Raw genomic sequence first — 23,174 nt, 5'->3', positions numbered from 1 at the left:
CGTCCGACCTACCGCCCGAGGAAGACCTCCACGCTGAGCGACTCGAGCACGGCGTCCTCGGCCTCGTCGTCGGGCGCCTCCGGCCGGTCCCACGCGGAGCTCCACGCCCGCTCCCACGCGCCGCCGCCGGGCGCGGGCGGCAGCGTCACCTCGGCGTCGTCGAGGCCGCCGTTGAGGACGAGGAGCACGTGCGCGTCGCCGTCGTCGGGCCCGGGGCGGAGCATCTGCACCACGCGCCGTCCGGCGACCGCCCAGGCGTCGCGGTCCATGGGCGCGCCGTCGGCGCCGAACCACAGCAGGTCGGTCTCGTCCTCCCCGGGCCGCGGCGAGCCGAGGAAGAACGAGTCCGCGCGCAGGGCGGGGTGCTCGGCGCGCAGGGCCAGCAGGAAGCGGGTGGTGTCGAGCAGGTCGCGCGCGGCGTCCTCGAGGTCCCAGTCGACCCACGACACCTCGCCCGCCTGCGCGTACGCGTTGTTGTTGCCGCGCTGCGTGCGGCCGAGCTCGTCGCCCGCGGTGAGCATGGGCGTGCCCGCGGACAGCAGGAGAGTCGCGAGCAGGTTGCGCTGCGAGCGCCGCCGCAGCGGCACGACGGCGGACCACGGCTCGGTGCCGGTGTCGCCCGCGCCCTCCCCGTCCTCGGCGCCCGGCGCGTGCCCCTCCACGCCGTGGTTCCACGACAGGTTGTGGTCCGAGCCGTCGCGGTTGTCCTCGCCGTTCGCCTCGTTGTGCTTGTGGTCGAAGGCGACGAGGTCGGCCAGGGTGAACCCGTCGTGGGCGGTGACGTAGTTGACGGACGCGACGGGGCCGCGCACCAGCGGCGGGTCGGAGTGCCCGAACAGGTCCGCGGACCCGGCCAGCCGCGTGGTGAGCTCGCGCATGCCGTGCATGGGCCGCCCGTGGGAGCCCTCGCGCGGGGCGTCGAGCCAGAACCCGCGCGCGGCGTCGCGGAACCGGTCGTTCCACTCCGCCATGGGCGGGGGGAAGTTGCCGGTCTGCCAGCCGCCCGGGCCGACGTCCCACGGCTCCGCGACGAGCTTGAGGTTGTTCAGCACCGGGTCGGTCTGCAGCGCCACGAGGAACGGGTGGTCGGGGGAGAAGCCGTGATGGGTGCGGCCGAGGGTCACCGCGAGGTCGAACCGGAAGCCGTCCACGCCCACCACCTCGGCCCAGTAGCGCAGCGAGTCCAGCGCGAGCTGCACCACGCGCGGGCGGCGGAAGTCGAGGGAGTTCCCCGTGCCGGTGACGTCGGCCAGCGCGGCCGGGGAGGCGCCGTCGTGCAGGTAGTAACCGGCGTTGTCGAGGCCGCGCCAGCTCACGTGCAGCGCGTCGTCGCCGCCCTCGCACGTGTGGTTGTAGACGACGTCGAGCAGCACTTCGATGCCCGCCTCGTGGAGCAGGTGCACCATGCCCCGCACCTCGTCCAGGACGGCGGCGGGCCCGGCCTCGCGCGCCGCGCGGGTGGCGTAGGCGGCGTGCGGGGTGAAGAAGCCGAGGGTCTGATAGCCCCAGTAGTTCGTGAGCCCGCGGGCCACGAGGTGCGGCTCGCTGACGAACGCGTGGATCGGCAGCAGCTCGAGGGTGGTGACGCCCAGGCTGGTCAGGTGCGCGATCGTGGCCGGGTGCGCGACGCCGGCGTACGTGCCGCGCAGCTCCGGAGGGACGTCCGGGTGCGTCGCCGTCAGCCCCTGGACGTGCGCCTCGTAGACGACGGTGTCCGCCCACGGCACGCGCGGGCGCGTCAGCGGCGGCGGCCCCGGGTGCGACGCCACCACCACGGAGTGCGGCACGAACGCCAGGGAGTCGCGGTCGTCCGGCGCGCCGTACGGCTCCGCCACCCACCAGCGCCCGTCGGGCGAGTCGGGGTCGGCCGGGTCGCGGGGCGCGCTCGTCGCGCCGAGGGTCTCCGGCCCGTAGGTGAGGTCGCCCACCAGCCCGCGGGCGTACGGGTCGACGAGCAGCTTCGCCGGGTTGTGCCGCTGGCCGGCCCCCGGGTCCCACGCGCCGTGCACGCGGAAGCCGTACCGCTGCCCGGGCCGCACGTGCGGCACGTGGGCGTGCCAGACGCCGTACACCGGCCCGTCGAGCGGGACGCGGCGCTCCGCGTACCGGGCGGGGTCGTGGGGGTCGCGGTGCGGCTCGACGACGTCGATCAGGCACAGCTCGACGCCGTCCGCGTGCGACGCCGCAACGGCCACGTCCACCCCGCCGTCGGGCGTCGGGTGCACCCCCAGCGGCGGGACGTGGCTGCGCCGCGCCAGCGGGCGCGTCAGCGGCGTGACCTTGGGGCGGGACTCCATGGGGACATGCTGCCCGGGGTTGCCGCCGGCCGCGCGCCCGCAGGTCAGGGCAGCATCGACTCCACGGACCGTCGTCGACGTGCCCGGCCTGACGCCGGGCCGGCGTGACGCCCCCGCGTCACGCGAGGTGCTTGATGCGCGCCCCGTAACGCTCCTCGAGGGCCTTGTTGTGCTCGTCGCCCTCCGGGATGTTCGCCGAGATGTACACCGGCGGGACCGTGCCGGCCGCCTGGAGACGCTCGGCGGCGCCGATCGTGAGCAGCTGCGCGATGAACGCCGCCGTGATCGAGGAGACGGCCCCGACCTCGATGCCGTCGCCGAGGTCGAGCGTGGTGTCCCCGTACGGGGCCCGGTTGTCGAGGACGACGTCGGCCACGTCGCTCAGGCGCTTGCCGCTGGGGTGCTTCGGCTCGACGGCGCGGGTGTGCTCCAGGCTCGTCACCGCGATCACGGGGTGCCCCTCGGCCTTGGCGCGCAGGGCGAGACCGACGATCGACCCGTTCACCCCCGAGTTGGAGGCGATGAGGAAGACGTCCGCGGGGTGGATCTCGTAGAGGTCGTAGAGGTCGTCCGAGATGCTGCTGTCCCGCTCGAGGTCGGCGCCCTCCAGCGCGGAGGGCTCGCGGACGCCGCGCAGGACGAGGTCGCGCAACGAGAGGGCGTGGCTCGGGACGAAGCCGCCGGCACGACCGGCGATCTCCATCGCGAACGCCTGCGAGTGCCCGGTGCCGAACGCCTGGAGGATACCCCCGCCCTCGAGGGCGGTGACGATCAGGTCGATCGCCGGGTCGAGGCCGCCCGCGCGCGCGTCCTCGTCGATCGGGTGCAGGCGGTCGAGGACCTGGGTCAGGTAGTCGGTAGTCATCCTGTGGTCGTTCCTTTCGAGGGGGAGGGGTCCGGACGTCGGGACGTCGTGCGCGGGGCGCGACGGTGGGACGCGATGGCGGCGGTCGACGCCGCGAGCATCGTCGTCGTCCGACGGAAGTCCTGGCGCGCCACCATGAGGTAGAGCAGGTCGAGGACGAAGAGCCTGGCGTACCGGGCGGAGAGGTCGTCGGGCTGGAGGTACTCGCCCGGCGCGTAGCCGGTGATGTGCACGTCCGCCACCGCCGCGAGCGGCGAGTGCGGGTCGCTCGTCACCGCCGCCGCGAGCGCCCCCGACGACTTCGCCAGGGACAGCATGTCGATCGTCTCCTTGGTGCGGCCGGAGTGGGAGATGCCGATGGCGACGGTCGACCCGCGCAGGAGCGCCGCGCTGGCCAGGCCGAGGTGGACCTCGCCCCATGCGTGCGCGTTCACGCCGATGCCGTACAGGCGGAGCTGGAGCTCGCGGGCCATGGTGGCGCTGCCGCCGATGCCGTAGATGTCGAGCTGGTCGCTCGCGGCGACGGCGGCCGCGACGCGCTCCACCAGCGCCGTGTCGACGAGGTCGGCGGTGGACTGCAGCGCGGCGACGTGTGCGCCCAGCAGGGTGCGGATCACGTCGGCAGGGCTGTCCGCCGGGTCGAGGGCTCGCCGGACGTCCGGTTCGGCGGCCTCGTGGGTGCTGGACCGGGCGACGTCGGCCGCGGCGCCGACCCGCAGCGGGACGTAGCCCTCGTAGCCGATGAGCCGGCAGAAGCGGGTGACGGTCGCGGCGGACGTGCCGGCGCGCCGGGCGAGCTCGGTGCTGGACAGCTCGAGCGGCAGCGCCGGGTCGTCCAGCAGGAGCTGGGCGATCTTCGTCATCGACTTCGACAGGTGCGGGAGGTTCGCCCGGATCCGGCTCCGGAACCCGGACCCGCCTGCCGGCAGGTGGAGTGCGGTCACGTCCATATGAATATCTGTACCATCTCCGAACGAGGTCGGATGAAAACTGGTTGCAACGTCGTCTCGGGAGCAATGGTGCACGAGTGGCAGGTGGGTCACGGATGACGGTGCTGCTCGCCCTCGACGCCGGAGGGACCTCCACCCGTTGCGTCGTCGTGACCCCCGCCGGTGAGTGCGTCGGGTACGGCCGCGACGGGAGCGGGAACCCGGTCTCGGTGGGCGTCGATGCCGCCGGGAGGTCCGCGGCGGCGAGCGCCGCCGCGGCGCTCGGTGCCGCCGGGGTCGACCCGGCCGACGTCGAGGGGGTGACGCTCGCTGCGGCGGGGGTGAGCGCCCAGACGCCGCTGGAGGAGCTCGGCCGGCCGCTCCGCGACCTGGGCATCACCGCATCGCCCGTCTTCCGGTCGGACCTCCTCGCCACCTTCTTCGCCGGCACCTACCGCGACACCGGCTACGCGCTCGTCGCGGGTACGGGAGCGGCGGCGGTCCGGGTGGAGGGCGGGGAGGTCACGGCGACGGCGGACGGGCTCGGCTGGCTGCTCGGCGACGACGGCTCCGGGTTCTGGATCGGGCGCCGCGTCGTGCGGGCGGCCCTTGCCGACCTCGACCGCCGAGGCGCTCCGACCGCCCTCACGGCGATGCTGCTGCGCGAGCTCGGGCTCGACGGGCCGGCCCCGAGGTCCCGCGACGGCCGGGCGGAAGCGCTGTGGCGTTCCGTCGACGCCCTGTACGCGATGCGACCGGTCGAGCTGGCCCGCTTCGCCCGGCTCGCATTCGAGGCGGACGGCGACGAGGAGGCGGACGCGATCGTCGCCGCCGCGGAGGACGCCCTCGTGCACACCCTCGGGGCCGTCGCCCTCCCGGGCGTGCGCGGTCCCGTGGTGCTGGGCGGCGGCACGGTCGCCCTGCGCCGCACCCTGCCCGGCAGAATCGCCGCCCGGGCCGGCGACGGCGAGCCCCCGGAGGTGCGCGCGGTGACCGACGGGGTGGTCGGCGCGGTCGTGCTGGCGCTGCGCGACGCCGGCACGGTCGTCGACGCGGCCGTGTTCGGGACGGTCACGGGCACTCTCGCGACGCTGCGCTGAGCGGCGTCCGGCGCGCGTCCGACGCGGCCGGCTCTCGACAAGTGGATGAAAATCTCTTTCACCTCGGCGTCGTTATCGTGTACAACAGAACCACTGCAACCCCCGCGTGGCCTGAGACGTGCACCGACGACCGCTCGACGAGGAGTAGCCGTGACCGCTCGACGTTTCCCCCGGCCGGCCAGGACCGTGGCCGTGCTGCTGGCGCTGTCCCTGTCGGTCCTCGGCGTGCCGGCCGTCGCGGGCGCCGCGGAGGAGGCCACGGCGGACCCCGCCGACATCGGCTCCTACGCCCCGGTCGGCACCGAGAACCTGACCGGCGGGGCCGTCGTCACCGCGTCGTCGTCCTACGAGATGGCGGGCGAAGGGTGGAGCCGCGCCAAGCTCGTGGACGGCGTGCTGGCGGCCCCGGGCGCGCCCAACGGGTGGACCACGAACCCCTACGACCAGGTCCTCGACCCCGCCACGCCCGCCTGGGTGGAGGCGTCCCTGCGGTCGGCGTCCCAGGTCGAGCGCGTCGTGCTGTTCCCCCGGAGCGACGTCGGCGCGGAGCCCTACGGGGCGTACTTCCCGGTCGAGTACGCCGTCACGCTGCTCGACGCGACCGGCGAGGCGGTGCACACCGTGCACCTGACCCAGGCGCAGCGCCCGGCCGCGCCCGTCGTCCTCGACCTGGACCAGCCGGTCACCGCGTCGGGAGTGCGCGTGGACGTCTCGCAGCGGTACAGCCAGGACGCGCCCGGCGGCGGGACCGGCAACGACGGCAAGCTCGTGCAGCTCTCCGAGGTCGCCGTCTACGGCGTGCCGGCCGAGGGCACGCTGGAGATCGGCAAGCCGGCGCTGCTGCTCGAGCCGGGCGCGGTCGAGGAGCTGACGTACGAGGCGTCGTTCGGGGACGACGCACCGGAGCTCGTGTGGTCGTCGTCGGACGAGGCGGTCGCGACCGTCGACCGGACGGGCCGGGTGACCGCCGTCGGGCAGGGCGACGCGACCGTCACGCTGGCGGCTCCCGCCGCCGACCGCTCGGCGACCATCGCCGTCGAGGTCGCCGACGACGTCGAGCGCGCCGGCGACGACTTCATGATCACGGTGTTCTGGCCGCCCACGAAGGACTACGTCGACGAGACCCAGTACGGCTACCTGGCCGACGCGGGCATCGACTTCGTCCAGAACGTGCACACCGGCGACCTCACCGACAAGGCGACCAATCTCGAGATGGCCCGGCTGGCGCACGAGCACGGGATGCAGGTCGGCGTGGCCGACCACCGCTTCGGGCCGGGCCTGCTGAACCTCACGGACGCCGAGATCGAGGACCTCGTGCGCGAGTACACCAACGTGCCCGGCGTCGGTGGCTACTACGTCCTGGACGAGCCGTACGACCCGACGCCGTACGCCCGCGTCTTCAACGCCATGAAGGACGCCGCGCCCGAGTACTACCACCACCTGAACTTCCTGCCCGGCTTCGCGTACCCCTCGATGGCCGAGTACGAGGAGTACATGCAGCGCTGGGTCGACCAGACCGGCGCGCGGGACTATCTCATGTACGACCGGTACCCGTTCGGGTGGGCGCCCGGCAGCCTCGACTACACGAGCATGCTCGCGAACATGGAGTCGGTGCGGCGCGTCGGGCTCGCGAACGGTGTCAAGACCGGCCTCTACCTGCAGTCCGTGGGCGTCGTGAACAACTTCCGCCGCACCAACGAGGCCGAGCTGCGGTACGAGGCCAACATGTCGCTGGCCTACGGGTACAAGCAGCTCTCGTACTTCACCTGGTGGACGCCGACGAACCGCGGCGAGGACTTCACCGAGGCGATCATGACCGCCACCGGGAAGAAGACCGACCTGTACGAGCCCGTGCAGCGGCTCAACGCCGAGATCCACGCGCTCGGCCCGACGCTCATGCGGCTCGACGCCAAGGAGGTCTACCTCCACGGCCGGACCTGGGGACAGGAACCCGTCCCGGCGACCTTCCCGGTGCAGTCGCTCACCGACGACGACCTGACGTTCTCCTACCTGCGCGACCGCGAGAGCGGGCGCAACTACGTGATGGTGGTCAACAACAGCTTCACCGAGGCGAAGGACGTCGCGCTGCGGTTCGACGCCGGGATCTCGTCCCTGCAGGAGGTCAGCCGTCGGTCCGGTGACCTGGTCGACGTCGGCCTGTCGGACGGCGTCCTCGAGCGCCGGCTCGACAAGGGCGAGGGCGTGCTTCTCGCGCTCCCGGTGAGCTACGACTACGAGGCGACGCCGACCCCGGGGAACACCAACCTGGCGCGCGGCGCGACGGTCCGGGCGAGCGACTCGGTGGGCTCCGGCGGCTGGTTCGCCCGCGCCACCACGGACGGCGCGCGCTTCTCCGACGGCGGCACCTTCGGCTGGAGCACGACGACGTCGGACGCCTCGCGCACCGCGCGGGCCACCGTGGACCTGGGCCGGGCGCAGACCGTCGACCGCGTCGACCTCTACCCGGCCGGCAACCTCCTCGACCGCGGCGCGACCTTCCCCCGCGACTACACCGTGGACGTCTCGACGGACGGCGAGACGTGGCGGACCGTCGCGTCAGCGAGCGGCCAGGAACCGCCGTCGTCGGGGGTGACGCACGCCTTCGACGCCGCGCAGGCGCGGTACGTGCGCGTGTCCGTGACGGCGATGAACGCCACCGACGACGGCTACGCCGCGGCCCTCGCGGAGATCGAGGTCTTCCACGACGACGGCGGCACGCCGCCGGTCGAGCAGCCTCCGGCGGTCCCGCGGCCCGACCCGTACGTCGAGGGGCAGAACGTCGCGCGGGGCAAGACCGTCGTGGTGTCGTCGTCGACCCCGGACGCCAGCCACGAGCAGTGGGGCTGGTCGTCGAAGTTCCTCGCCGACGGCCGGACGGACAACGGCTGGTCCAGCGGCCTGGGGCGCAACGCCCGCCCCGATGCGGTCGAGTGGGCGGCGGTCGCGCTCGGAGCCACGCACGACGTCAGCAAGGTCGTGCTGCACCCGAAGGGCACGTTCGCGGTCGACTACCGGGTGCAGGTGTCGCTCGACGGCCGGCGCTGGACGACGGTCGCGGACGTGACGGGCGACGACGGCAGCACCGCGCCGCGGACGTTCGCGCTCGACGAACCGGCGCCCGGCGCCTACGTCCGCGTCGTCAGCAGCAGGCTGCGCTCGGGCGGTCGCGACGGCTACCTCATGCAGGTCGCGGACGTCGAGGTGTACGGCACGCCGGCGAGCGACCGCACCGCGCTGCGGGCGCTGCTCGACGACGTGGCCTCCCTGGCCGAGGCGGACCACACGCCCGAGAGCTGGGCGCTGCTCGCCGAGCCGCTGGAACAGGCGCGTCGGGTCGAGGCGCTGGCGTACCCGTACCAGTTCCAGGTCGACGAGGCCGAGGACGCGCTCGCCCAGGTGCGGGACGGCCTGGTCCGCATACCCGTCTGGAGCCGCTCGGCGACGTACACCGGGGGCGAGTACGTGACGTACGACGGTCGCGCGTACCGCGCGTCGTGGTGGACGAAGGGGAGCGCGCCCGGATCGTCGCCCTGGGGCGCCTGGGCGGAGCTCGGCACCTCCGTGGACACCGCGTACGGGCGGGTCCGGACATGGACAAGCTCGTGGATCTACGACGACGGCGACCGCGTCGTCCACGGCGGCCGGGTCTGGGAGGCGCAGTGGTGGAGCCGCAACCAGGTGCCGGGGACGGACGGGGGCCCATGGCGCGCCGTCGGGGCCGGGGCATGACTCCTCGGTGCGTGCCCGGGTGGTGCGGGCTGAAAGGACGACGGGCCCACGGGTAGGCTCGGCACCGTCGGCCGCGGCGCCTGCGGCCGGTCGTCACCACCGTGAGCTGGAGGTCGCGCCTGTGCGCATCGTCGTCGCCGTGAAGTACGTGCCGGACATCAACGCGGAGCGACGGTTCGTCGATTGTCGTGTGGACCGCGACCCGGGTGTCGGCACCCTCAACGAGCTGGACGAGAACGCGCTCGAGGCGGCCCTGCGCATCCTCGACGCCCTGCCCGAGGGCGAGCGCGCGGCCAGCGAGGTCGTCGCCCTCACGGTCGCCCCCGCCGACGGCGACGTGGCGCTGCGCAAGTCGTTCCAGATGGGCGTGGACCGCGCCGTCCGCGTCACGGACGACGTGCTCGCGGGCTCGGACTACTTCGGCACCGCCGCGGCGCTCGCGGCCGGCGTGCGGAAGCTCGAGGCCGACGGCGCGCCGGTCGACCTCGTCATCACGGGCATGGCCGCCCTCGACGGGCTCGGCTCCGTGGTGCCGGCGCTCGTCGCGGCCGAGCTCGGCCGCCCGGCGATCACGCTGGCGAAGAAGGTCGACGTCGCCGGCGGCACCCTCACCGTGACGCGCGAGACCGACGAGGCCGTCGAGACGCTCACCGCCCCGCTGCCCGCCGTCCTGTCCGTCGCGGACACCGCGAACACCCCGCGCATGCCGAACTTCAAGCTGATCATGGCGGCCCGCACCAAGCAGATCGAGGAGTGGTCGGCGGCCGACCTGGGCCTCGACCCGGCCGCCGTCGGCGACGCCGGCGCCCGCACCGAGGCGGTGGCCGCCGCGCCGCGCCCGGCCCGCCCCGAGGTCGAGCTGGTGGTCGACAAGGGCGAGGGCGGCACCGCCCTCGCCGACTACCTCATCCGCAACGAGCTGGTCTGAGAGGACGCGAGATGACCGTGCCCACCCCCGTGCCGACCCGCAACCGCACCGTCCTCGTCCTGCTGGACCCGGCCACCGAGGTCCGCTCCAGCGCGCTGGAGCTGCTGACCATCGGCCGCGGCCTCGGCCGCGTCGAGGCCGTGACCCTGGAGGCCCCCACGGTCGAGGTGCTCGCCCAGCTCGGCGCGTACGGCGTCGAGACGGTGCACCAGGCCGAGGTGCCCACCGACGCGCTCCAGGCCGCCGGCGGCGACGCCGCCCGGCACCTGCCGTCGGTCGTCGCCGCGACCCTCGCCGCGGCGGTGCGCCGCGCGGACGCGGACGTCGTCCTCGCGCCCGCCACGTTCGGCGCCAAGGAGGCCGCCGCGCTGGCCGCGCACGCGCTCGGCGCGGGCCTGGTCATCGACGCCGCCGTCGTCGGGGAGGACGAGGACGGCCGCGTGGTGGCCGGCAAGCGTGTCTTCGCCGGCGCCTGGGACACCCGGTGCCTGGTCACCGCCGACGTGGCCGTGCTCACCGTCCGTGCCAACGCCGTCGTGCCGGAGCCCGCCGAGGCCCCCGTCGCCACCGACGTCGAGGCGCTGCCCGTCGCGCTGCCCGCGGGCACGTCCGGCGTGGTCGTGACCTCCCGCGAGGTCAAGGAGCGCACCCCGGGCCGCCCGTCGCTGGAGGAGGCCGCCGTGGTCGTCGCCGGCGGGCGCGGCACCAGCGGCGACTTCGGGCCCGTCGAGGAGTTCGCCGACGCCGTCGGCGCCGCGGTCGGCGCCTCGCGGGACGCCGTCTTCGAGGGCTGGTTCGACCGGTACATCGGCCAGACCGGCGTGACCATCGCCCCCCGCCTCTACGTGGGCGCGGGCATCTCCGGCGCGCCGCACCACCGCGGCGGCATGCAGGCGTCGCAGGTCATCGTGGCCGTGAACTCCGACCCCGAGGCGCCGATCTTCGAGATCTGCGACTTCGCCGTCGTGGGCGACCTCGCCGACGTGCTGCCGCAGGCCGCCGCGGCGATCCGCGCCCACCGCGAGGGCTGACCCCGAGCGCTGGTCAGCCGCCCGCGAAGGGCGGCAGCAGGTCGAGGCTCGCGCCGTCCGGCACGACGTCGGACGGCGCGGCCCGGCGGCCGTCGAGCAGCACGCTGCAGCGGGCGAGGACGGGCTCGGCCGCGGGGTCGGCGGCGGCGAGGCGGGCGACGACGTCGGCGACGGTCGCGCCCGGCGGGACGGCCAGCTTCTCCTCGGAGCGGCCGAGGGCGGCCCGGGCGGCGGCGAAGTAGCGCAGGCTCACGGTCTGCTGGTCGGTCGTCAGGTCCGTCATCGTCATCCTCCGATGGCGCTCATGGTGCGCTCCGGCTGCGTGAACCCCGAGCTGTCGAGGTCGGTGCCGGAGCCGGTGTCGCTCATGCCATGCCCGGCCTGCTTGTGCCACATGGCGGTGCGCCACAGGTCGGCCAGGGTGGCGTCGTCGGCGCCCGCGCGCAGCGGGCCCAGCAGGTCGGTCTCGGTGTGGGCGAACAGGCAGTCGCGCACGCCGCCCTCCGCGGTGAGGCGGGTGCGGCGGCAGTCGTCGCAGAAGGGCTCGGTGACCGACGCGATGATGCCGACCCGGCCCAGGCGCTCGCCCCGCGCGTCCCGCACGACGAACCGTTCGGCGGGGGCGCCGTCGCGCGGCTCCTCGTCGGGCTCGAGGGCGAAACGGGTGCCGAGCTGTTCGCGCACCTCGGCCGCGGTGACCATCGCGTCGCGGTCCCACGCGTGGTCGGCGTCGAGCGGCATCTGCTCGATGAACCGCAGCTCGAAGCCGCGCTCCAGGCACCACGCCAGCAGCTCGGCCGCGTGGTCGAGGTTGACGCCGCGCACCAGCACCGCGTTGATCTTCACGAGGTCGAACTCGCGGGCCGCGGCGTCGATCCCCGCGAGGGTGCGGGCGAGGAACGGGCGGCGGGCGAGCGTGGCGAAGGTGTCCGGGTCGAGGGTGTCGAGCGAGACGTTCACGCGGTCCAGGCCGGCCTCCCGCAGCGCGGCGGCGCGGGAGTCGAGGCCGACGGCGTTGGTCGTGAGGCTCAGCTCCGGGCGGTGCGGCAGGGCGGCGCACTCGCGCACGATGTCGACGAGGTCGCGGCGCAGCAGCGGCTCCCCGCCGGTGAACCGCACCTGCCGCACGCCCAGGTCGCGCGTCGCGATACCGACGAGCCGCACGATCTCCTCGCGCGTCATCACCGAGTCCTTGGGCAGCGTGGGCAGCCCCTCGGCCGGCATGCAGTACGTGCAGCGCAGGTTGCAGCGGTCGGTGAGCGACACCCGCAGGTCCGTGGCGACGCGGCCGAACCGGTCCACCAGCCCGTCGGTGGCGGGTCGGTCCGCGGGCAGGCGGACGTCCGGCACCCCCGCGCCCGGCACCCGCGGCATCCCCAGCGAGACGGTCGTCATCCGATCAGCTCCCCGACCCCGCGCCGGCCGTCGCGCCGCCCGGGCCCGGGTCCTGCCAGGACAGCGCGGCCGACGTGGCGCGCTCCAGGGCGTCCGAGCCGGAGCCGCGGGCCGCGGCGAGGCCCGCGGCGTACCCCACGGCATACGCGGTGACGGGGGCGGCGGGGCGCGCCACCTGGTGCGCCGCGTCCCGCGCGAGGTCGAGGACGGCGCCGACGTCGACACTGCGCACCGGCAGCCCCAGCTCGGCCTCAAGGGCGTCCACCCAGCGGTCCAGGGTGCTCGAGCCCGGCTCGGCGGCTCGGGGCATCTGGTCGGTCATCGGAATCCTCCCCAGCGGTGGGCGTCGGCGGTGACGGCGGAGACGTCGTGGAGTCCTACCGTAAGGCGTCGCACGTCGTCCCAGGTGTCGACGTCCGCGCTCAGGCCGTCGACGTCGGGCACCTCCAGGCACGACAGCCCGGCTACCAGCCGCCGCACCGGCAGCCCCGTCAGGCCGTCGAGCCCCGCGAGGGCGTCGAGCGCCCGGCGCAGGGCGTCGCGGCGGTACGCGCCGACCAGCCACTGCGCGCGGCCGTCGCGCACCAGGTAGGCGCCGTCGGGGGGCGAGCCGGGCGCCGAACCGTGCGCCGAACGGGGCGCCGAGCCGGGCGGCGGACCGGCGACCGCGGCGCGCAGCAGCGGCACGGCCTCGGCGGCGCGCGGCACGTCCACGGCGAGCACGAGCACCCAGGCCGGCGCCGCGCCCGGGCCCTGATCGTCCGTCCGCCCGTGCGCCCGGTCGAGTGCGAGCAGGCCCGCGTCCAGGCCGGCGACGGGGCCGCCGAACGGCGGGTCCTCGCGCGCGACGAGCACGCCCCGGCCGGGCGGCACCGCCGCGTCCGGCCCGACGACGACGGTGCGGTCGGCGTCACGGGTGGCGGCCAGGGCCCGGTCGAGCAGGGTGGCGCCGTCGAGCACCACGGTGGGCTTGGGCACGCCGCCGAGCCGGGACGCGCGACCGCCCGCGAGGACGACGGCGTCGAACCCGACCTGCGGCGCGGGCCCGGGAGCGGTGGTCACCTCGTCCGCCGCCTTCAGCGCAGGCCGAACGGGAGGTCGAGGGACAGGACCTGGACGAGGTCGCCGGCCTCGACCTTCGCGACGTCCGGCTCCACGAGGGCCAGGCCGTCGGCGCCGAGCAGGGCAGACGTCGCGTGCCCGCCGACGCCGTCGCGTCCCGCGCCCGGGGCGGCGGCGCGCTCGACGGCCCCGGACGCCAGCGTCCGCACCGGCACGACGTGCGTGCGCCCGGGCGGGCTCGCCCACGCCTCGGCGGCCGGACGGGTCACGGGGCGCGCGGGCTCCCGGCCGGCGAGCGTCGCGACCGCCGGCCGCACGAACAGCGCGAAGGACACGAACGCGCTGACCGGGTTGCCGGGCAGGGCCACCCACGGCACGCCCCGCCACCGTGCCAGCGCCTGCGGGCGGCCGGGGCGCAGCGCGACGGCGGCGACGTCCACGTCGGCCAGCCGCGGGTCGTCGGCGTCGAGCACCGCCCGCACGACGTCCGACGCCCCCGCCGACACCCCGCCCGTCGTGACGAGCAGGTCCACCGCCGGCCCCTGGAGTGTTGTGGGTGGGCGTTTGGCCCTCTCTCCCGGCGTGTCGAGGGCCAAGTGCCCATCCACAACGCTGTCGAGGGCGGCGCGCAGGGCGTCGGCGTCGTCGGGGACGGCGCCGACGCGCACGACGTCGGCCCCCGCGGCGCGCGCGAGGGACGCCAGCAGCAGCGAGTTCGAGTCGGGGATGCGGCCCGCGCCGGCGCCGGCCGCGCTGCCCTCCGCGGGCACCAGCTCCGAGCCGGTGGACAGCACCGCGACGCGCGGCCGCCGCCGCACGGGCAGGGCGGTCAGCCCGGCCGACGCCGCGACCGCGACGAGCGCGGGGGTGACGGCGTCGCCGGCAGCGCCGAGCAGGTCGCCCGGACGCACGTCCTCGCCGCGGCGGCGCACGTGCGCGCGGTCCTGGCGCGCGAGCGTGACCTCGGTCTCCGTCGTCGGGCCGCCCGCGACGAACCGGCCCGTCGACGTGCGCTCCACCGGCACGACGGCGTCCGCCCAGCCGGGCACCGGGGCGCCGGTCATGATCCGGACCGCGCCTCCCGGGTCGGTGTGAGCGGGATCTTGGCCCCCGTGCACGGCGTGTCGCGGGCCAAGATCCCGCTCACAACGATCGGGGGGCGAGCCGGGGCGGCGGTCGCCGACGACGGTGAGGGTCACCGGGGAGCCGTCGGCGGGCAGGTCGGCGAGGCGCACGGCGTAGCCGTCCATGGCGGCGGCGTCGAACGGCGGCACGAGCGCGACGGCGCGGACCTCCGCCCCCAGCGACCGCCCGGGTGGCTCGACGGCAAGGTCGGCCAGCCCGACGTCCTGCACCGGCAGCGGCGCGACCCCCGCCAGCACGGCGGCGACGTGCTCGGCCAGGCTCCGCGGCGTGCTCGGCGCTGTCATGGGGCCAGGCTAGGGCGGGGACGTGTCGCGCGGACGACCGGCGCCTCACCGGCGCGCGACGGGCGGTGTGCGGGGACGGGCCGAGCGGTCATCCGGCGTTCGCCTGCACGCGCCGGCGCACCGGCCCGAGCGTGAACAGCAGCGTGAGCAGGGCGGTCAGCGCGAGCAGCCCGAACCCGATGCCGTAGTTGCCGTTCGCGCCGTACACGGCGCCCATGATCAGCGGCGGGATGAACCCGCCGAGCCCGCCGGCCGCGCCCACGACGCCGGTCACGGCGCCCACCGTCCCGGGCGGCGCCATCTTCGCCACGAGGGCGAAGGTCGCGCCCGACGACCCGCCGAGCGCGGCGGCCATGGCGAGGAACGCGATTGTCGCGCCCGGGATCAGGGCCGGCTGGAAGAGGATGGCGGCGGCGCCGAGGGTGACGACGGCGTAGCACACGAGGTTCACCGCGACCCCGCCCACCTTGTCCGAGAGGGTGCCGCCGATCGGCCGGCAGATCACCGCGAGCACCACGAACCCGGCGGTGCGGAACGAGGCGTCGCTGGCGCTGAGGTCGTACGCGTTCTGCAGGAAGGTGGGCAGGTACACCGAGAAGGCCACGAAGCCGCCGAAGCCGATCGCGTACAGCCACGACAGCTGCAGGGTGGCGGGGATCTTCAGGGTGGCCCAGGTGCGCGCCCACATGCCGCCGCCCGAGCCGGGGGACCAGGCGGGGGAGTCCTGCAGCATCGCCCGCGACAGCAGCGCGAACACGGCGAGGAAGACGGAGACGATGATGAACGGGGCGCCGTCGCCCCACGCGTCGCGGATCGGCACGGTGGAGAACGACGCGATGGCGGTGCCGCCCATGCCGGCGCCGAAGATGCCGATCGCGGTGCCGCGCCGGGCCGGCGGGTACCAGTTGTTGACGAACGGGACGCCGATGGCGAAGGTCGTGCCGCCCAGGCCGAGGAAGAACCCGCCGATCAGCAGCCAGACCAGGCTGTTCGCGACGAACCCGATGAACAGCACCGGCACGATGGTCAGCGCGCTGCACAGCGGGAACATCACCTTGGCGCCGAACCGGTCGGTGAGCGCGCCGATCGGGATGCGGCCCAGCGACCCCACGATCACGGGGACCGCGACCAGCACGGACACCTCGAAGTCGGACAGGTGGTACAGCGTGCCGTAGCTGTTGCCTAGCGGGCTGAGCAGCGCCCACGCCCAGAAGCAGATCGCGAAGCCCGCCGTCGCCAGGGCGAGCTGCGTCACGTTGCCCTGGACGGCGGGGACGGCCGGCGCGTCGGCCGGGCCGGGGGTCGGTGCCGAGGTCATGGCTCCTCCTTCGAGGCCCGCGGGCCGGTCGGGTCGGGCGGTTCGGTCGGGCGGTTCGGTCGGGTGTGGCGGTCAGCGGGGCGGGGTTCCGGTGGGGTCCCAGCCGCGGCGCGGGGCGCGCGACGACACGGACGCCTCGCGGGACCGGTAGACGACGTACGGGCGGAACGGGTACTGCACCGGCGCGGAGAACGCGTGCACCAGGCGGGTGAAGGGCCACAGCGCGAACAGCAGCATCGCCATCGTGATGTGCACCTGGAACGCGGCGGGCACGCCCGCCATGAGCTCCGGCTGGGGCTGCAGGTACCACAGGGACCGGAACCAGGGCGAGATGGTCTCCCGGTAGTTGTACCCGTGGCCGCCGGCCAGGAGCTGGGTCTGCACGGTGGCCCACGCGCCCGTCAGCAGCGAGCCGGCGAGGAACACGTACATGAGCTTGTCCGTCTTGGTGGTGGCGAGGAAGACGGGGCCGGTGGAGCGGCGGCGGTAGATGAGGATGAGCAGCCCGGCGACGGCGACGACGGCGGCGATCGAGCCCATCGAGGTGGCGATGAAGTGGTAGAAGCTCTCGCTGATCCCGACGGCCTCGGTCCACGACTGGGGGATCACGAGCCCCAGGAAGTGCCCGAGCACCACGAACAGCAGCCCGAAGTGGAAGAGCGGGGAGCCGTACCGCAGCAGCCGCTTCTCGTACAGCTCGCTGGAGCGTGTGGTCCAGCCGAACTTGTCGTACCGGTAGCGCCAGATCGACCCCACGACCAGGACGGCGAAGGTCACGTAGGGCACCACGACCCACAGGATGATCTTGTCGGCGGAAGCGTCCGTCAGGCCCACGGCAGGTCCTTCCCCTCGTCCCCGGCGTCCCCGTACCCGCTCAGCCCCACGAGCTCGGCCGGCGGCCCGGCGGCCACGAGGTCGGCGACGCGCTCGGCGGTGGCGGCGTCGACGGGCGGCAGCGTGAGGCACACGGCCTCGACCGCGGCCGTCCACGGCGAGCGCTGGGCGGCGAGCGCCGAGCGCAGCACCTCGATGCCGTCGCGGTGGGCGGACAGGAGCGCGCCGGCGATGCGGGCGCCGTCGGGGCCGCCGCGGGCGGACAGCTCGAGCACGGTGGGCAGGTAGTCCGGCAGCTCGTCGCCGGTGGTTTCGAACCCGGCGGCGCGGTACGCCTCGACGAAGCGGACCAGCGCGAGGCCGCGCTTCCGGGTGTCGCCGGCGGCGTAGTACGACAGGTACATCGCGCACCGGCGCTTGAGGTCGAACGTGGCGACGTACTCGGCCTGCAGCGCGTCCGGGTCGCCGTCGAGCAGGGTGGTGGCCAGGCCGGCGAGCCGGTCGCGGACCGAGCCGGGGAGCCCGGCGACGGCGTCGCGGACGGTGGCGGCGGCCTCGAGGGTCGCGGCGTCGGGGTAGGCGAGCAGCAGCGACGCGCCCATGTGCGCGACGGCGCGGTCGGCGTCGCGCAGCGGTACCGCGGCGAGCGGGTCGAGCCGCCTGGCCCGCACCCCGGGCCGGGGGAGGAAGGCGAGGCGGCTCATCGCGGGTCCTCCTGCGCCTCGTCGGGCGGGAAGAGCCCGTCGGGGCGGCCGTTGCCGTCCCAGTTGAGCAGGTTCACGCGGCCGGGGGTCGACGGTCCGTACGGGGAGTCCGCCGTCTGGCGGGCCGCGAGGGCGTGGAAGTTCTCCACGGCGACGGGCACGGACTGGCCGGAGGAGGAGCCGAAGGGGCCGGCGCCGCCCATGCCGGGGCCGCCCTCGAAGTCCAGCGAGCAGGCCATCTCCTCGAGCTCGCGCGCCACCTCGGTGTGCGCGGTGGGGATGACGTAGCGCTCCTCGTACTTCGCGATGGCGAGCAGCCGGTACATCTCCTGGACCTGGTCGCCGGTCATGCCGACGGCGGCGGCGTTCTCCTCGGGGAACTCGCGGCCCAGGTTGACCTCGCGCATGCCCGACCGCATCGCGGCGAGGCGGCGCAGCACCCGCTCCACGGGCCCGGTGTCGCCCGCGGTGAACAGCCCTGCGAGGTACTCCAGCGGGATCCGCAGCTGCGAGATCGCGGCGAACAGGGTGCGGCCGTCCTCGCCGTCGTTGCCCGAGCTGGCGACCACGTCGACCACGGGCGACAGCGGCGGGATGTACCAGACCATCGGCAGCGTCCGGTACTCGGGGTGCAGGGGCAGCGCGACCTCGTAGTCGTGGATGAGCTTCCAGATGGGGGAGCGCTGCGCGGCGTCGATCCAGTCGTCCGGGATGCCCTCGCGGCGGGCCGCGGCGACCACCTCGGGGTCGCTCGGGTCGAGGAAGACGGAGCGCTGGGCGGCCAGGAGGTCGTGCTCGTCCTCGATGGCGGCGGCCGCACCGACCTTGTCCGCGTCGTACAGCACGAGGCCGAGGTAGCGCAGGCGGCCCACGCAGGTCTCAGAGCAGACGGTGGGCAGGCCGACCTCGATGCGCGGGTAGCACAGCGTGCACTTCTCGGCCTTGCCGGTCTTGTGGTTGAAGTAGACCTTCTTGTACGGGCAGCCGGTGACGCACATGCGCCAGCCGCGGCACTGGTCCTGGTCCACCAGCACGATGCCGTCCTCGACCCGCTTGTACATCGCGCCCGACGGGCAAGAGGCGACGCACGACGGGTTGAGGCAGTGCTCGCAGATGCGCGGCAGGTAGAACATGAACGTCTGCTCGAGCTCCTCGGCGACGTGCTCGCTCATGTGCTTCAGGATCGGGTCGTCCTGCATGGTGGCCGTGGAGCCGCCGAGGTCGTCGTCCCAGTTGGCCGACCACTGAATGCTCATGTCGTCGCCGGTGAGCAGCGACTTCGGCTTGGCGACCGGGGTGTGGGGGCCCTGCGGGGCGTTGAGCAGCATGTCGTACTCGTAGGTCCACGGCTCGTAGTAGTCGTGGATCGACGGCAGCTTCGGGTTGTGGAAGATCGACGCGAGCTTCTTGGCCCGCCCGCCCGCGCGGAGCTTGAGCTTGCCCCGCTTGGTGCGCACCCAGCCGCCCTGCCAGGTCTCCTGGTCCTCGTAGGTGCGGGGGTAGCCGAGGCCCGGGCGGGTCTCGACGTTGTTGAACCACACGTACTCGGTGCCGGTGCGGTTCGTCCACGCCTGCTTGCAGGTGACCGAGCAGGTGTGGCAGCCGATGCACTTGTCGAGGTTCATCACCATCGACATCTGCGCCATGACCTTCACGAGTAACGCACCTCCTGGGAGCGGCGGCGGATGACGGTGACCTCGTCGCGCTGGTTGCCGGTGGGCCCGAGGTAGTTGAACGCGAAGGTGAACTGCCCGTACCCGCCGGCCAGGTGGGTGGGCTTGAGCAGGATCCGCGTCAGGGAGTTGTGGATGCCGCCGCGCAGCCCGGACGCCTCCGCGAGCGGCACGTCGACGGTGCGGTCGGTGGCGTGGTGCATGTACACGGTGCCCTCGGGCATGCGGTGGGAGACGACGGCGCGGGCGACGACGACGCCGTTGCGGTTCACCGCCTCGATCCACTCGTTGTCCTTGACGCCGATCTTCTCGGCGTCGGCCGGGCTCATCCACACGTTGGGGCCGCCGCGCGACAGCGACAGCATGAACAGGTTGTCCTGGTACTCCGAGTGGATCGACCACTTGGAGTGCGGGGTCAGGTACCGCACGGCGACGGCGACCTGGTCGGCGCTGCCGCCGGTGCTGGTGCCGTCCGCGGTGCTGCCCGGCACGGGGGAGTCGCCGTACAGGCGGTGCAGGTCCAGCGGCGGGCGGTAGACGGGCAGCTGCTCGCCCAGCTCGATCATCCAGTCGTGGTCGAGGTAGAAGTGCTGGCGCCCGGTGAGGGTGTGCCAGGGCTTGAGCCGCTCCACGTTGATCGCGAACGCCGTGTACCGGCGCCCGCCGTGCTCCGACCCGGACCACTCCGGCGACGTCACGACCGGCGTCGGACGCGACTGCACATCGGGGAACGTGACCCGCTTGGCCTGCTCGTCCATGGCGAGGTCGGCCAGCCGCTGCCCGGTGCGCTTCTCCAGGTCCTGGAAGCCCTGCACGGCCAGGCGGCCGTTCGTCGTGCCCGACAGGGCGAGGATCGTCTCGCAGGCGTGGGTGTCCTGGTCCAGGCGCGGGCGGCCCGCGGTGGGGCCGTCCGGCACGAGGCCGTTGCGCTCCCCGAGCCGGCGCACCTCCTCGTCCGGGTGGAACGTCACGCCCTTGGTGACCATGCCCTTGGTCTCCGCGAGCGGGCCGAGGGCGGCCATCCGCGCGGCGAAGGCGGGGTAGTCGCGCTGCACCACCTGCAGGCGCGGCATCGTCACGCCGGGCACCAGCTCGCGCTCGGTGACCGGTGCGCCCGCATCGGTGAGGGTGCCGTGCGGCACCGCGAGCTCGTCGGGGGTGTCGTGCAGCAGGGGCGTCGCGACCAGGTCCTCGCGCACGCCCAGGTGCGTCTCGGACAGCTCGGACACCCGCCGCGCCAGCGTGTGGAAGGTGTCGAAGTCCGTGCGCGTCTGCCAGGGCGGCGCGATCGCGGGGTTGAACGAGTGCACGAACGGGTGCATGTCCGTGCTCGACAGGTCGTGCTTCTCGTACCAGGTGGCCGCCGGCAGCACGACGTCGGAGTACAGGGTGGTGCTGGTCATGCGGAAGTCCATCGTGACGAGCAGGTCGAGCTTGCCGCGGGGCGCCTCGTCGCGCCACGTCATCGAGCGCGGGCGGCGGTCGGGCCCGCTCTCCTCGGCGAACACCGCGGAGTCCGTGCCCAGCAGGTGCTTGAGGAAGTACTCGTTGCCCTTGCCCGACGAGCCGAGGATGTTGGCCCGCCACACCGTGAGCACGCGGGGGAAGTTCGCCGGGTCGTCCGGGTCCTCGCAGGCGAACCGCAGCCGGCCCGCCTTGAGCTCGTCCACGACGTGCTGCTCGGGCTCCTTGCCCGCCGCGCGCGCCTCGTCGACCAGGTCCAGCGGGTTGCGGTCGAAGGTCGGGTAGCTCGGCATCCAGCCGCGCTGCGCCGACTCGACCAGCGAGTCCGCCGTCGTGCGGCCCTTGAGCCGGCCCGGAGCCAGCGGGGAGGAGAGCGCGTCGGCCGGCATCCCGTCGTACCGCCACTGGTCCGTGGCGAGGTAGAACCAGCCCGTGCCGATCATCTGGCGCGGCGGGCGCACCCAGTCCAGGCCGCCCGCGTACTGCGCCCACCCGGTGATCGGGCGGCACTTCTCCTGGCCGACGTAGTGCGCCCAGCCGCCGCCGTTGACGCCCTGGCAGCCCGTGATCGTGGTGAGGGTGAGGAACGCGCGGTAGATGGTGTCGGAGTGGAACCAGTGGTTCGCGCCGGCGCCCATGATGATCATCGACCGGCCGTCCGAGTCCTCCGCGTTCTGCGCGAACTCCCGCCCGATCTGCGCGGCGTCCGCGGCCCGCACGCCCGTGATCTCCTCCTGCCACGCCGGGGTGCCGGGGGCCGACGCGTCGTCGTAGCCCGTGGGCCACTCGCCCGGCAGCGCCAGGTCCTTGCGCTCGACGCCGTACTGCGCCAGCAGCAGGTCGAAGACGGTGGTCACCAGGTGCCCGCCCACGCGCCGCGTCGGCACGCCGCGGGTGAGCACGCCCGCGCCGCCGAGGTGCGAGGACTGGCCGTCGGCGGCGTCAGGGACGATGTCGAACCGGGGCAGGAGGACCGCCACGGTGCCCGGCTCGCCCGCGCCCTGGCCGCCGGGAGCGTCCGCCACCGACAGCAGCGGGTCGACGTCGCCCAGGTCGAGGTTCCACCTCCCCTCGCCCGCCTCGCCGTACCGGTCGGCCAGGGTGCCGTTCGGCGCGACGACGGTGCCGTCGGCGTCCAGCAGCAGCGTGCGGAACTGCGCGTTCGCCGCCGACGACGCGCCCGGCAGCGTCGCGTCGTCCACGTCGGCCGCGGTGAGGAACTTGCCCGGCACGTACGCGCCGTCGCGCTCGTCGCCCGGCGCAGGATCGAGCCGGATGAGGAACGGCGCGTCCGCGTACCGCTTGAGGTAGTCCGCGAACCGCGGGGTGCGCCGGTCCACGAGGAACTCGCGCATGATGACGTGCCCCATCGCCAGGGCCAGCGCGCCGTCCGTGCCCGGCTGCGGGGCCAGCCACTGGTCCGCGAACTTCGTGTTGTCCGCGTAGTCCGGGGAGACCGACACGACCTTGGTGCCGCGGTAACGCGACTCCGCCATGAAGTGCGCGTCCGGGGTGCGGGTCACCGGGATGTTGGAGCCCCACATGATGAGGTACGACGAGTTCCACCAGTCCGCCGACTCCGGCACGTCCGTCTGGTCGCCGAAGACCTGCGGCGAGGCGACCGGCAGGTCCGCGTACCAGTCGTAGAACGACAGCATCGTGCCGCCCAGCATCTGCACGAACCGCGCCCCGACGCCGTGCGAGACCATCGACATCGCCGGGATGGGGGAGAAGCCCGCGATCCGGTCCGGCCCGTGCGCCTTGATGGTGTGCACATGCGCCGCCGCGACGATCTCCGCCGCCTCGTCCCACGTGGCCCGCACCAGCCCGCCCTTGCCGCGCGCGCTCTTGTACGCCCGCGCCGTGGCCGGGTCCGACGTCAGCCGCTCCCACGCGAGCACCGGGTCCCCGCCGACGGCCGCCTTCGCGTCGCGGTACGCCTGCAGCAGCACCCCGCGCACGTACGGGTAGCGCACCCGCGTGGGCGAGTACGTGTACCAGGAGAACGCCGCGCCCCGCGGGCAGCCCCGCGGCTCGTACTCCGGGGAGTCCGGGCCCACCGACGGGTAGTCCGTCTGCTGCGTCTCCCACGTGATGATGCCGTCCTTGACGTACACCTTCCACGAGCACGACCCCGTGCAGTTCACGCCGTGCGTGGAGCGCACCACCTTGTCGTGCGACCACCGGTCCCGGTAGAAGACGTCACCCTCGCGCCCGCCCTTGAGGAACAGCTGGCGCAGGTCGTCCGACACCTCGCCGGAGCGCAGGTGCTTGCCGAGCCGGAGCAGGGCGTCGGCCGCCCCGGTCGGTGGTGCCGACCCGACGTCGACGGTGACGGGCGGGCGGGTGGTCGACATGTGCGCTCCTGGGGCTGGGGTACCGAGAGTCACTGCTTCGAATCATGGGCCCGGACCT

Annotated in this window: 17 protein-coding genes; 4 read left to right on the top strand and 13 right to left on the bottom strand. The window is 74.3% G+C overall.

The annotated features are described in order from the left end of the window. Window positions 1–8: 8 nt before the first annotated feature. The 3 genes from glgX to ACWF41_RS15490 form a co-directional block, all read right to left on the bottom strand. A complete protein-coding gene (glgX, locus tag ACWF41_RS15500; protein WP_380315654.1) occupies window positions 9–2,297 on the bottom strand; it encodes a glycogen debranching protein GlgX in 2,289 nt (762 codons plus the stop codon). Window positions 2,298–2,415: 118 nt separating this feature from the next. Further along, complete coding sequence (locus tag ACWF41_RS15495) at window positions 2,416–3,162, bottom strand: sugar isomerase domain-containing protein (RefSeq protein WP_380315651.1); 747 nt, start codon at window positions 3,160–3,162, stop codon at window positions 2,416–2,418. Beyond that, complete coding sequence (locus ACWF41_RS15490) at window positions 3,159–4,106, bottom strand: MurR/RpiR family transcriptional regulator (protein ID WP_380315648.1); 948 nt, start codon at window positions 4,104–4,106, stop codon at window positions 3,159–3,161. Before ACWF41_RS15490 ends, ACWF41_RS15495 begins: the two co-directional genes overlap by 4 nt. A 101-nt stretch (window positions 4,107–4,207) precedes the next feature. Between ACWF41_RS15490 and ACWF41_RS15485 the strand changes: the two genes are divergently transcribed. From ACWF41_RS15485 to ACWF41_RS15470, 4 genes are all read left to right on the top strand, one after another. Then, entirely contained in the window at window positions 4,208–5,191 is a 984-nt protein-coding gene (locus tag ACWF41_RS15485) for an N-acetylglucosamine kinase (protein WP_380315645.1), read from the top strand. A gap of 150 nt (window positions 5,192–5,341) precedes the next feature. After that, the gene (locus tag ACWF41_RS15480) at window positions 5,342–8,920 is read left to right on the top strand and encodes a discoidin domain-containing protein (RefSeq protein WP_380315642.1); all 3,579 of its coding nucleotides are present in this window, start codon (window positions 5,342–5,344) and stop codon (window positions 8,918–8,920) included. A 121-nt stretch (window positions 8,921–9,041) separates the two neighbouring features. Beyond that, window positions 9,042–9,848 (top strand): electron transfer flavoprotein subunit beta/FixA family protein, encoded by an 807-nt coding sequence (locus tag ACWF41_RS15475; protein ID WP_380315639.1) that lies wholly within the window; start codon window positions 9,042–9,044, stop codon window positions 9,846–9,848. A gap of 11 nt (window positions 9,849–9,859) precedes the next feature. Beyond that, window positions 9,860–10,879, top strand: coding sequence for an electron transfer flavoprotein subunit alpha/FixB family protein (locus tag ACWF41_RS15470; protein WP_380315636.1), 1,020 nt, complete (start codon window positions 9,860–9,862; stop codon window positions 10,877–10,879). A gap of 13 nt (window positions 10,880–10,892) precedes the next feature. Here the strand turns inward: ACWF41_RS15470 and ACWF41_RS15465 are convergent, their stop codons facing one another. The 10 genes from ACWF41_RS15465 to ACWF41_RS15420 form a co-directional block, all read right to left on the bottom strand. Then, window positions 10,893–11,162 carry a MoaD/ThiS family protein gene (locus ACWF41_RS15465; RefSeq protein ID WP_380315633.1) on the bottom strand — a complete coding sequence of 90 codons (270 nt, stop codon included), beginning with the start codon at window positions 11,160–11,162 and terminating at the stop codon, window positions 10,893–10,895. 2 nt (window positions 11,163–11,164) lie between these two features. Next, window positions 11,165–12,274 (bottom strand): GTP 3',8-cyclase MoaA, encoded by a 1,110-nt coding sequence (moaA, locus tag ACWF41_RS15460; RefSeq protein WP_380315630.1) that lies wholly within the window; start codon window positions 12,272–12,274, stop codon window positions 11,165–11,167. Between the two features lie 4 nt (window positions 12,275–12,278). Further along, window positions 12,279–12,596, bottom strand: coding sequence for a DUF6457 domain-containing protein (locus ACWF41_RS15455; protein ID WP_380315627.1), 318 nt, complete (start codon window positions 12,594–12,596; stop codon window positions 12,279–12,281). Then, window positions 12,593–13,336, bottom strand: coding sequence for a molybdenum cofactor guanylyltransferase (gene mobA / locus ACWF41_RS15450; protein WP_380315624.1), 744 nt, complete (start codon window positions 13,334–13,336; stop codon window positions 12,593–12,595). Before mobA ends, ACWF41_RS15455 begins: the two co-directional genes overlap by 4 nt. Window positions 13,337–13,350: 14 nt before the next feature. Continuing rightward, the gene (locus tag ACWF41_RS15445; protein WP_380315621.1) at window positions 13,351–14,766 is read right to left on the bottom strand and encodes a molybdopterin molybdotransferase MoeA; all 1,416 of its coding nucleotides are present in this window, start codon (window positions 14,764–14,766) and stop codon (window positions 13,351–13,353) included. A gap of 88 nt (window positions 14,767–14,854) precedes the next feature. Next, window positions 14,855–16,084 (bottom strand): MFS transporter, encoded by a 1,230-nt coding sequence (locus tag ACWF41_RS15440; RefSeq protein WP_380315618.1) that lies wholly within the window; start codon window positions 16,082–16,084, stop codon window positions 14,855–14,857. A gap of 72 nt (window positions 16,085–16,156) precedes the next feature. Beyond that, complete coding sequence (narI, locus tag ACWF41_RS15435; protein WP_380315615.1) at window positions 16,157–16,918, bottom strand: respiratory nitrate reductase subunit gamma; 762 nt, start codon at window positions 16,916–16,918, stop codon at window positions 16,157–16,159. Then, a complete protein-coding gene (gene narJ, locus ACWF41_RS15430; protein WP_380315612.1) occupies window positions 16,909–17,622 on the bottom strand; it encodes a nitrate reductase molybdenum cofactor assembly chaperone in 714 nt (237 codons plus the stop codon). Before narJ ends, narI begins: the two co-directional genes overlap by 10 nt. Further along, complete coding sequence (gene narH / locus ACWF41_RS15425; RefSeq protein ID WP_380315609.1) at window positions 17,619–19,277, bottom strand: nitrate reductase subunit beta; 1,659 nt, start codon at window positions 19,275–19,277, stop codon at window positions 17,619–17,621. Before narH ends, narJ begins: the two co-directional genes overlap by 4 nt. After that, window positions 19,274–23,116 (bottom strand): nitrate reductase subunit alpha, encoded by a 3,843-nt coding sequence (locus ACWF41_RS15420; protein WP_380315606.1) that lies wholly within the window; start codon window positions 23,114–23,116, stop codon window positions 19,274–19,276. The genes narH and ACWF41_RS15420 overlap by 4 nt, the downstream gene beginning before the upstream one ends. Between the last annotated feature and the right edge of the window lie 58 nt (window positions 23,117–23,174).

The sequence above is a fragment of the Isoptericola sp. NPDC055063 genome, assembly GCF_053608125.1.
The sequence above is the reverse complement of the archived record's forward strand: the minus strand, read 5'-3'. Positions and strand labels throughout refer to the sequence as shown.

Bases quoted from the DNA above. Each gene is read 5' to 3' on its own strand.
- glgX (WP_380315654.1), bottom strand. From the start codon at position 2,297: ATGGAGTCCCGCCCCAAGGTCACGCCGCTGACGCGCCCGCTGGCGCGG.
- ACWF41_RS15495 (WP_380315651.1), bottom strand. From the start codon at position 3,162: ATGACTACCGACTACCTGACCCAGGTCCTCGACCGCCTGCACCCGATC.
- ACWF41_RS15485 (WP_380315645.1), top strand. From the start codon at position 4,208: ATGACGGTGCTGCTCGCCCTCGACGCCGGAGGGACCTCCACCCGTTGC.
- ACWF41_RS15470 (WP_380315636.1), top strand. From the start codon at position 9,860: ATGACCGTGCCCACCCCCGTGCCGACCCGCAACCGCACCGTCCTCGTC.
- ACWF41_RS15465 (WP_380315633.1), bottom strand. From the start codon at position 11,162: ATGACGGACCTGACGACCGACCAGCAGACCGTGAGCCTGCGCTACTTC.
- moaA (WP_380315630.1), bottom strand. From the start codon at position 12,274: ATGACGACCGTCTCGCTGGGGATGCCGCGGGTGCCGGGCGCGGGGGTG.
- ACWF41_RS15455 (WP_380315627.1), bottom strand. From the start codon at position 12,596: ATGACCGACCAGATGCCCCGAGCCGCCGAGCCGGGCTCGAGCACCCTG.
- ACWF41_RS15445 (WP_380315621.1), bottom strand. From the start codon at position 14,766: ATGACAGCGCCGAGCACGCCGCGGAGCCTGGCCGAGCACGTCGCCGCC.
- ACWF41_RS15440 (WP_380315618.1), bottom strand. From the start codon at position 16,084: ATGACCTCGGCACCGACCCCCGGCCCGGCCGACGCGCCGGCCGTCCCC.
- narJ (WP_380315612.1), bottom strand. From the start codon at position 17,622: ATGAGCCGCCTCGCCTTCCTCCCCCGGCCCGGGGTGCGGGCCAGGCGG.
- ACWF41_RS15420 (WP_380315606.1), bottom strand. From the start codon at position 23,116: ATGTCGACCACCCGCCCGCCCGTCACCGTCGACGTCGGGTCGGCACCA.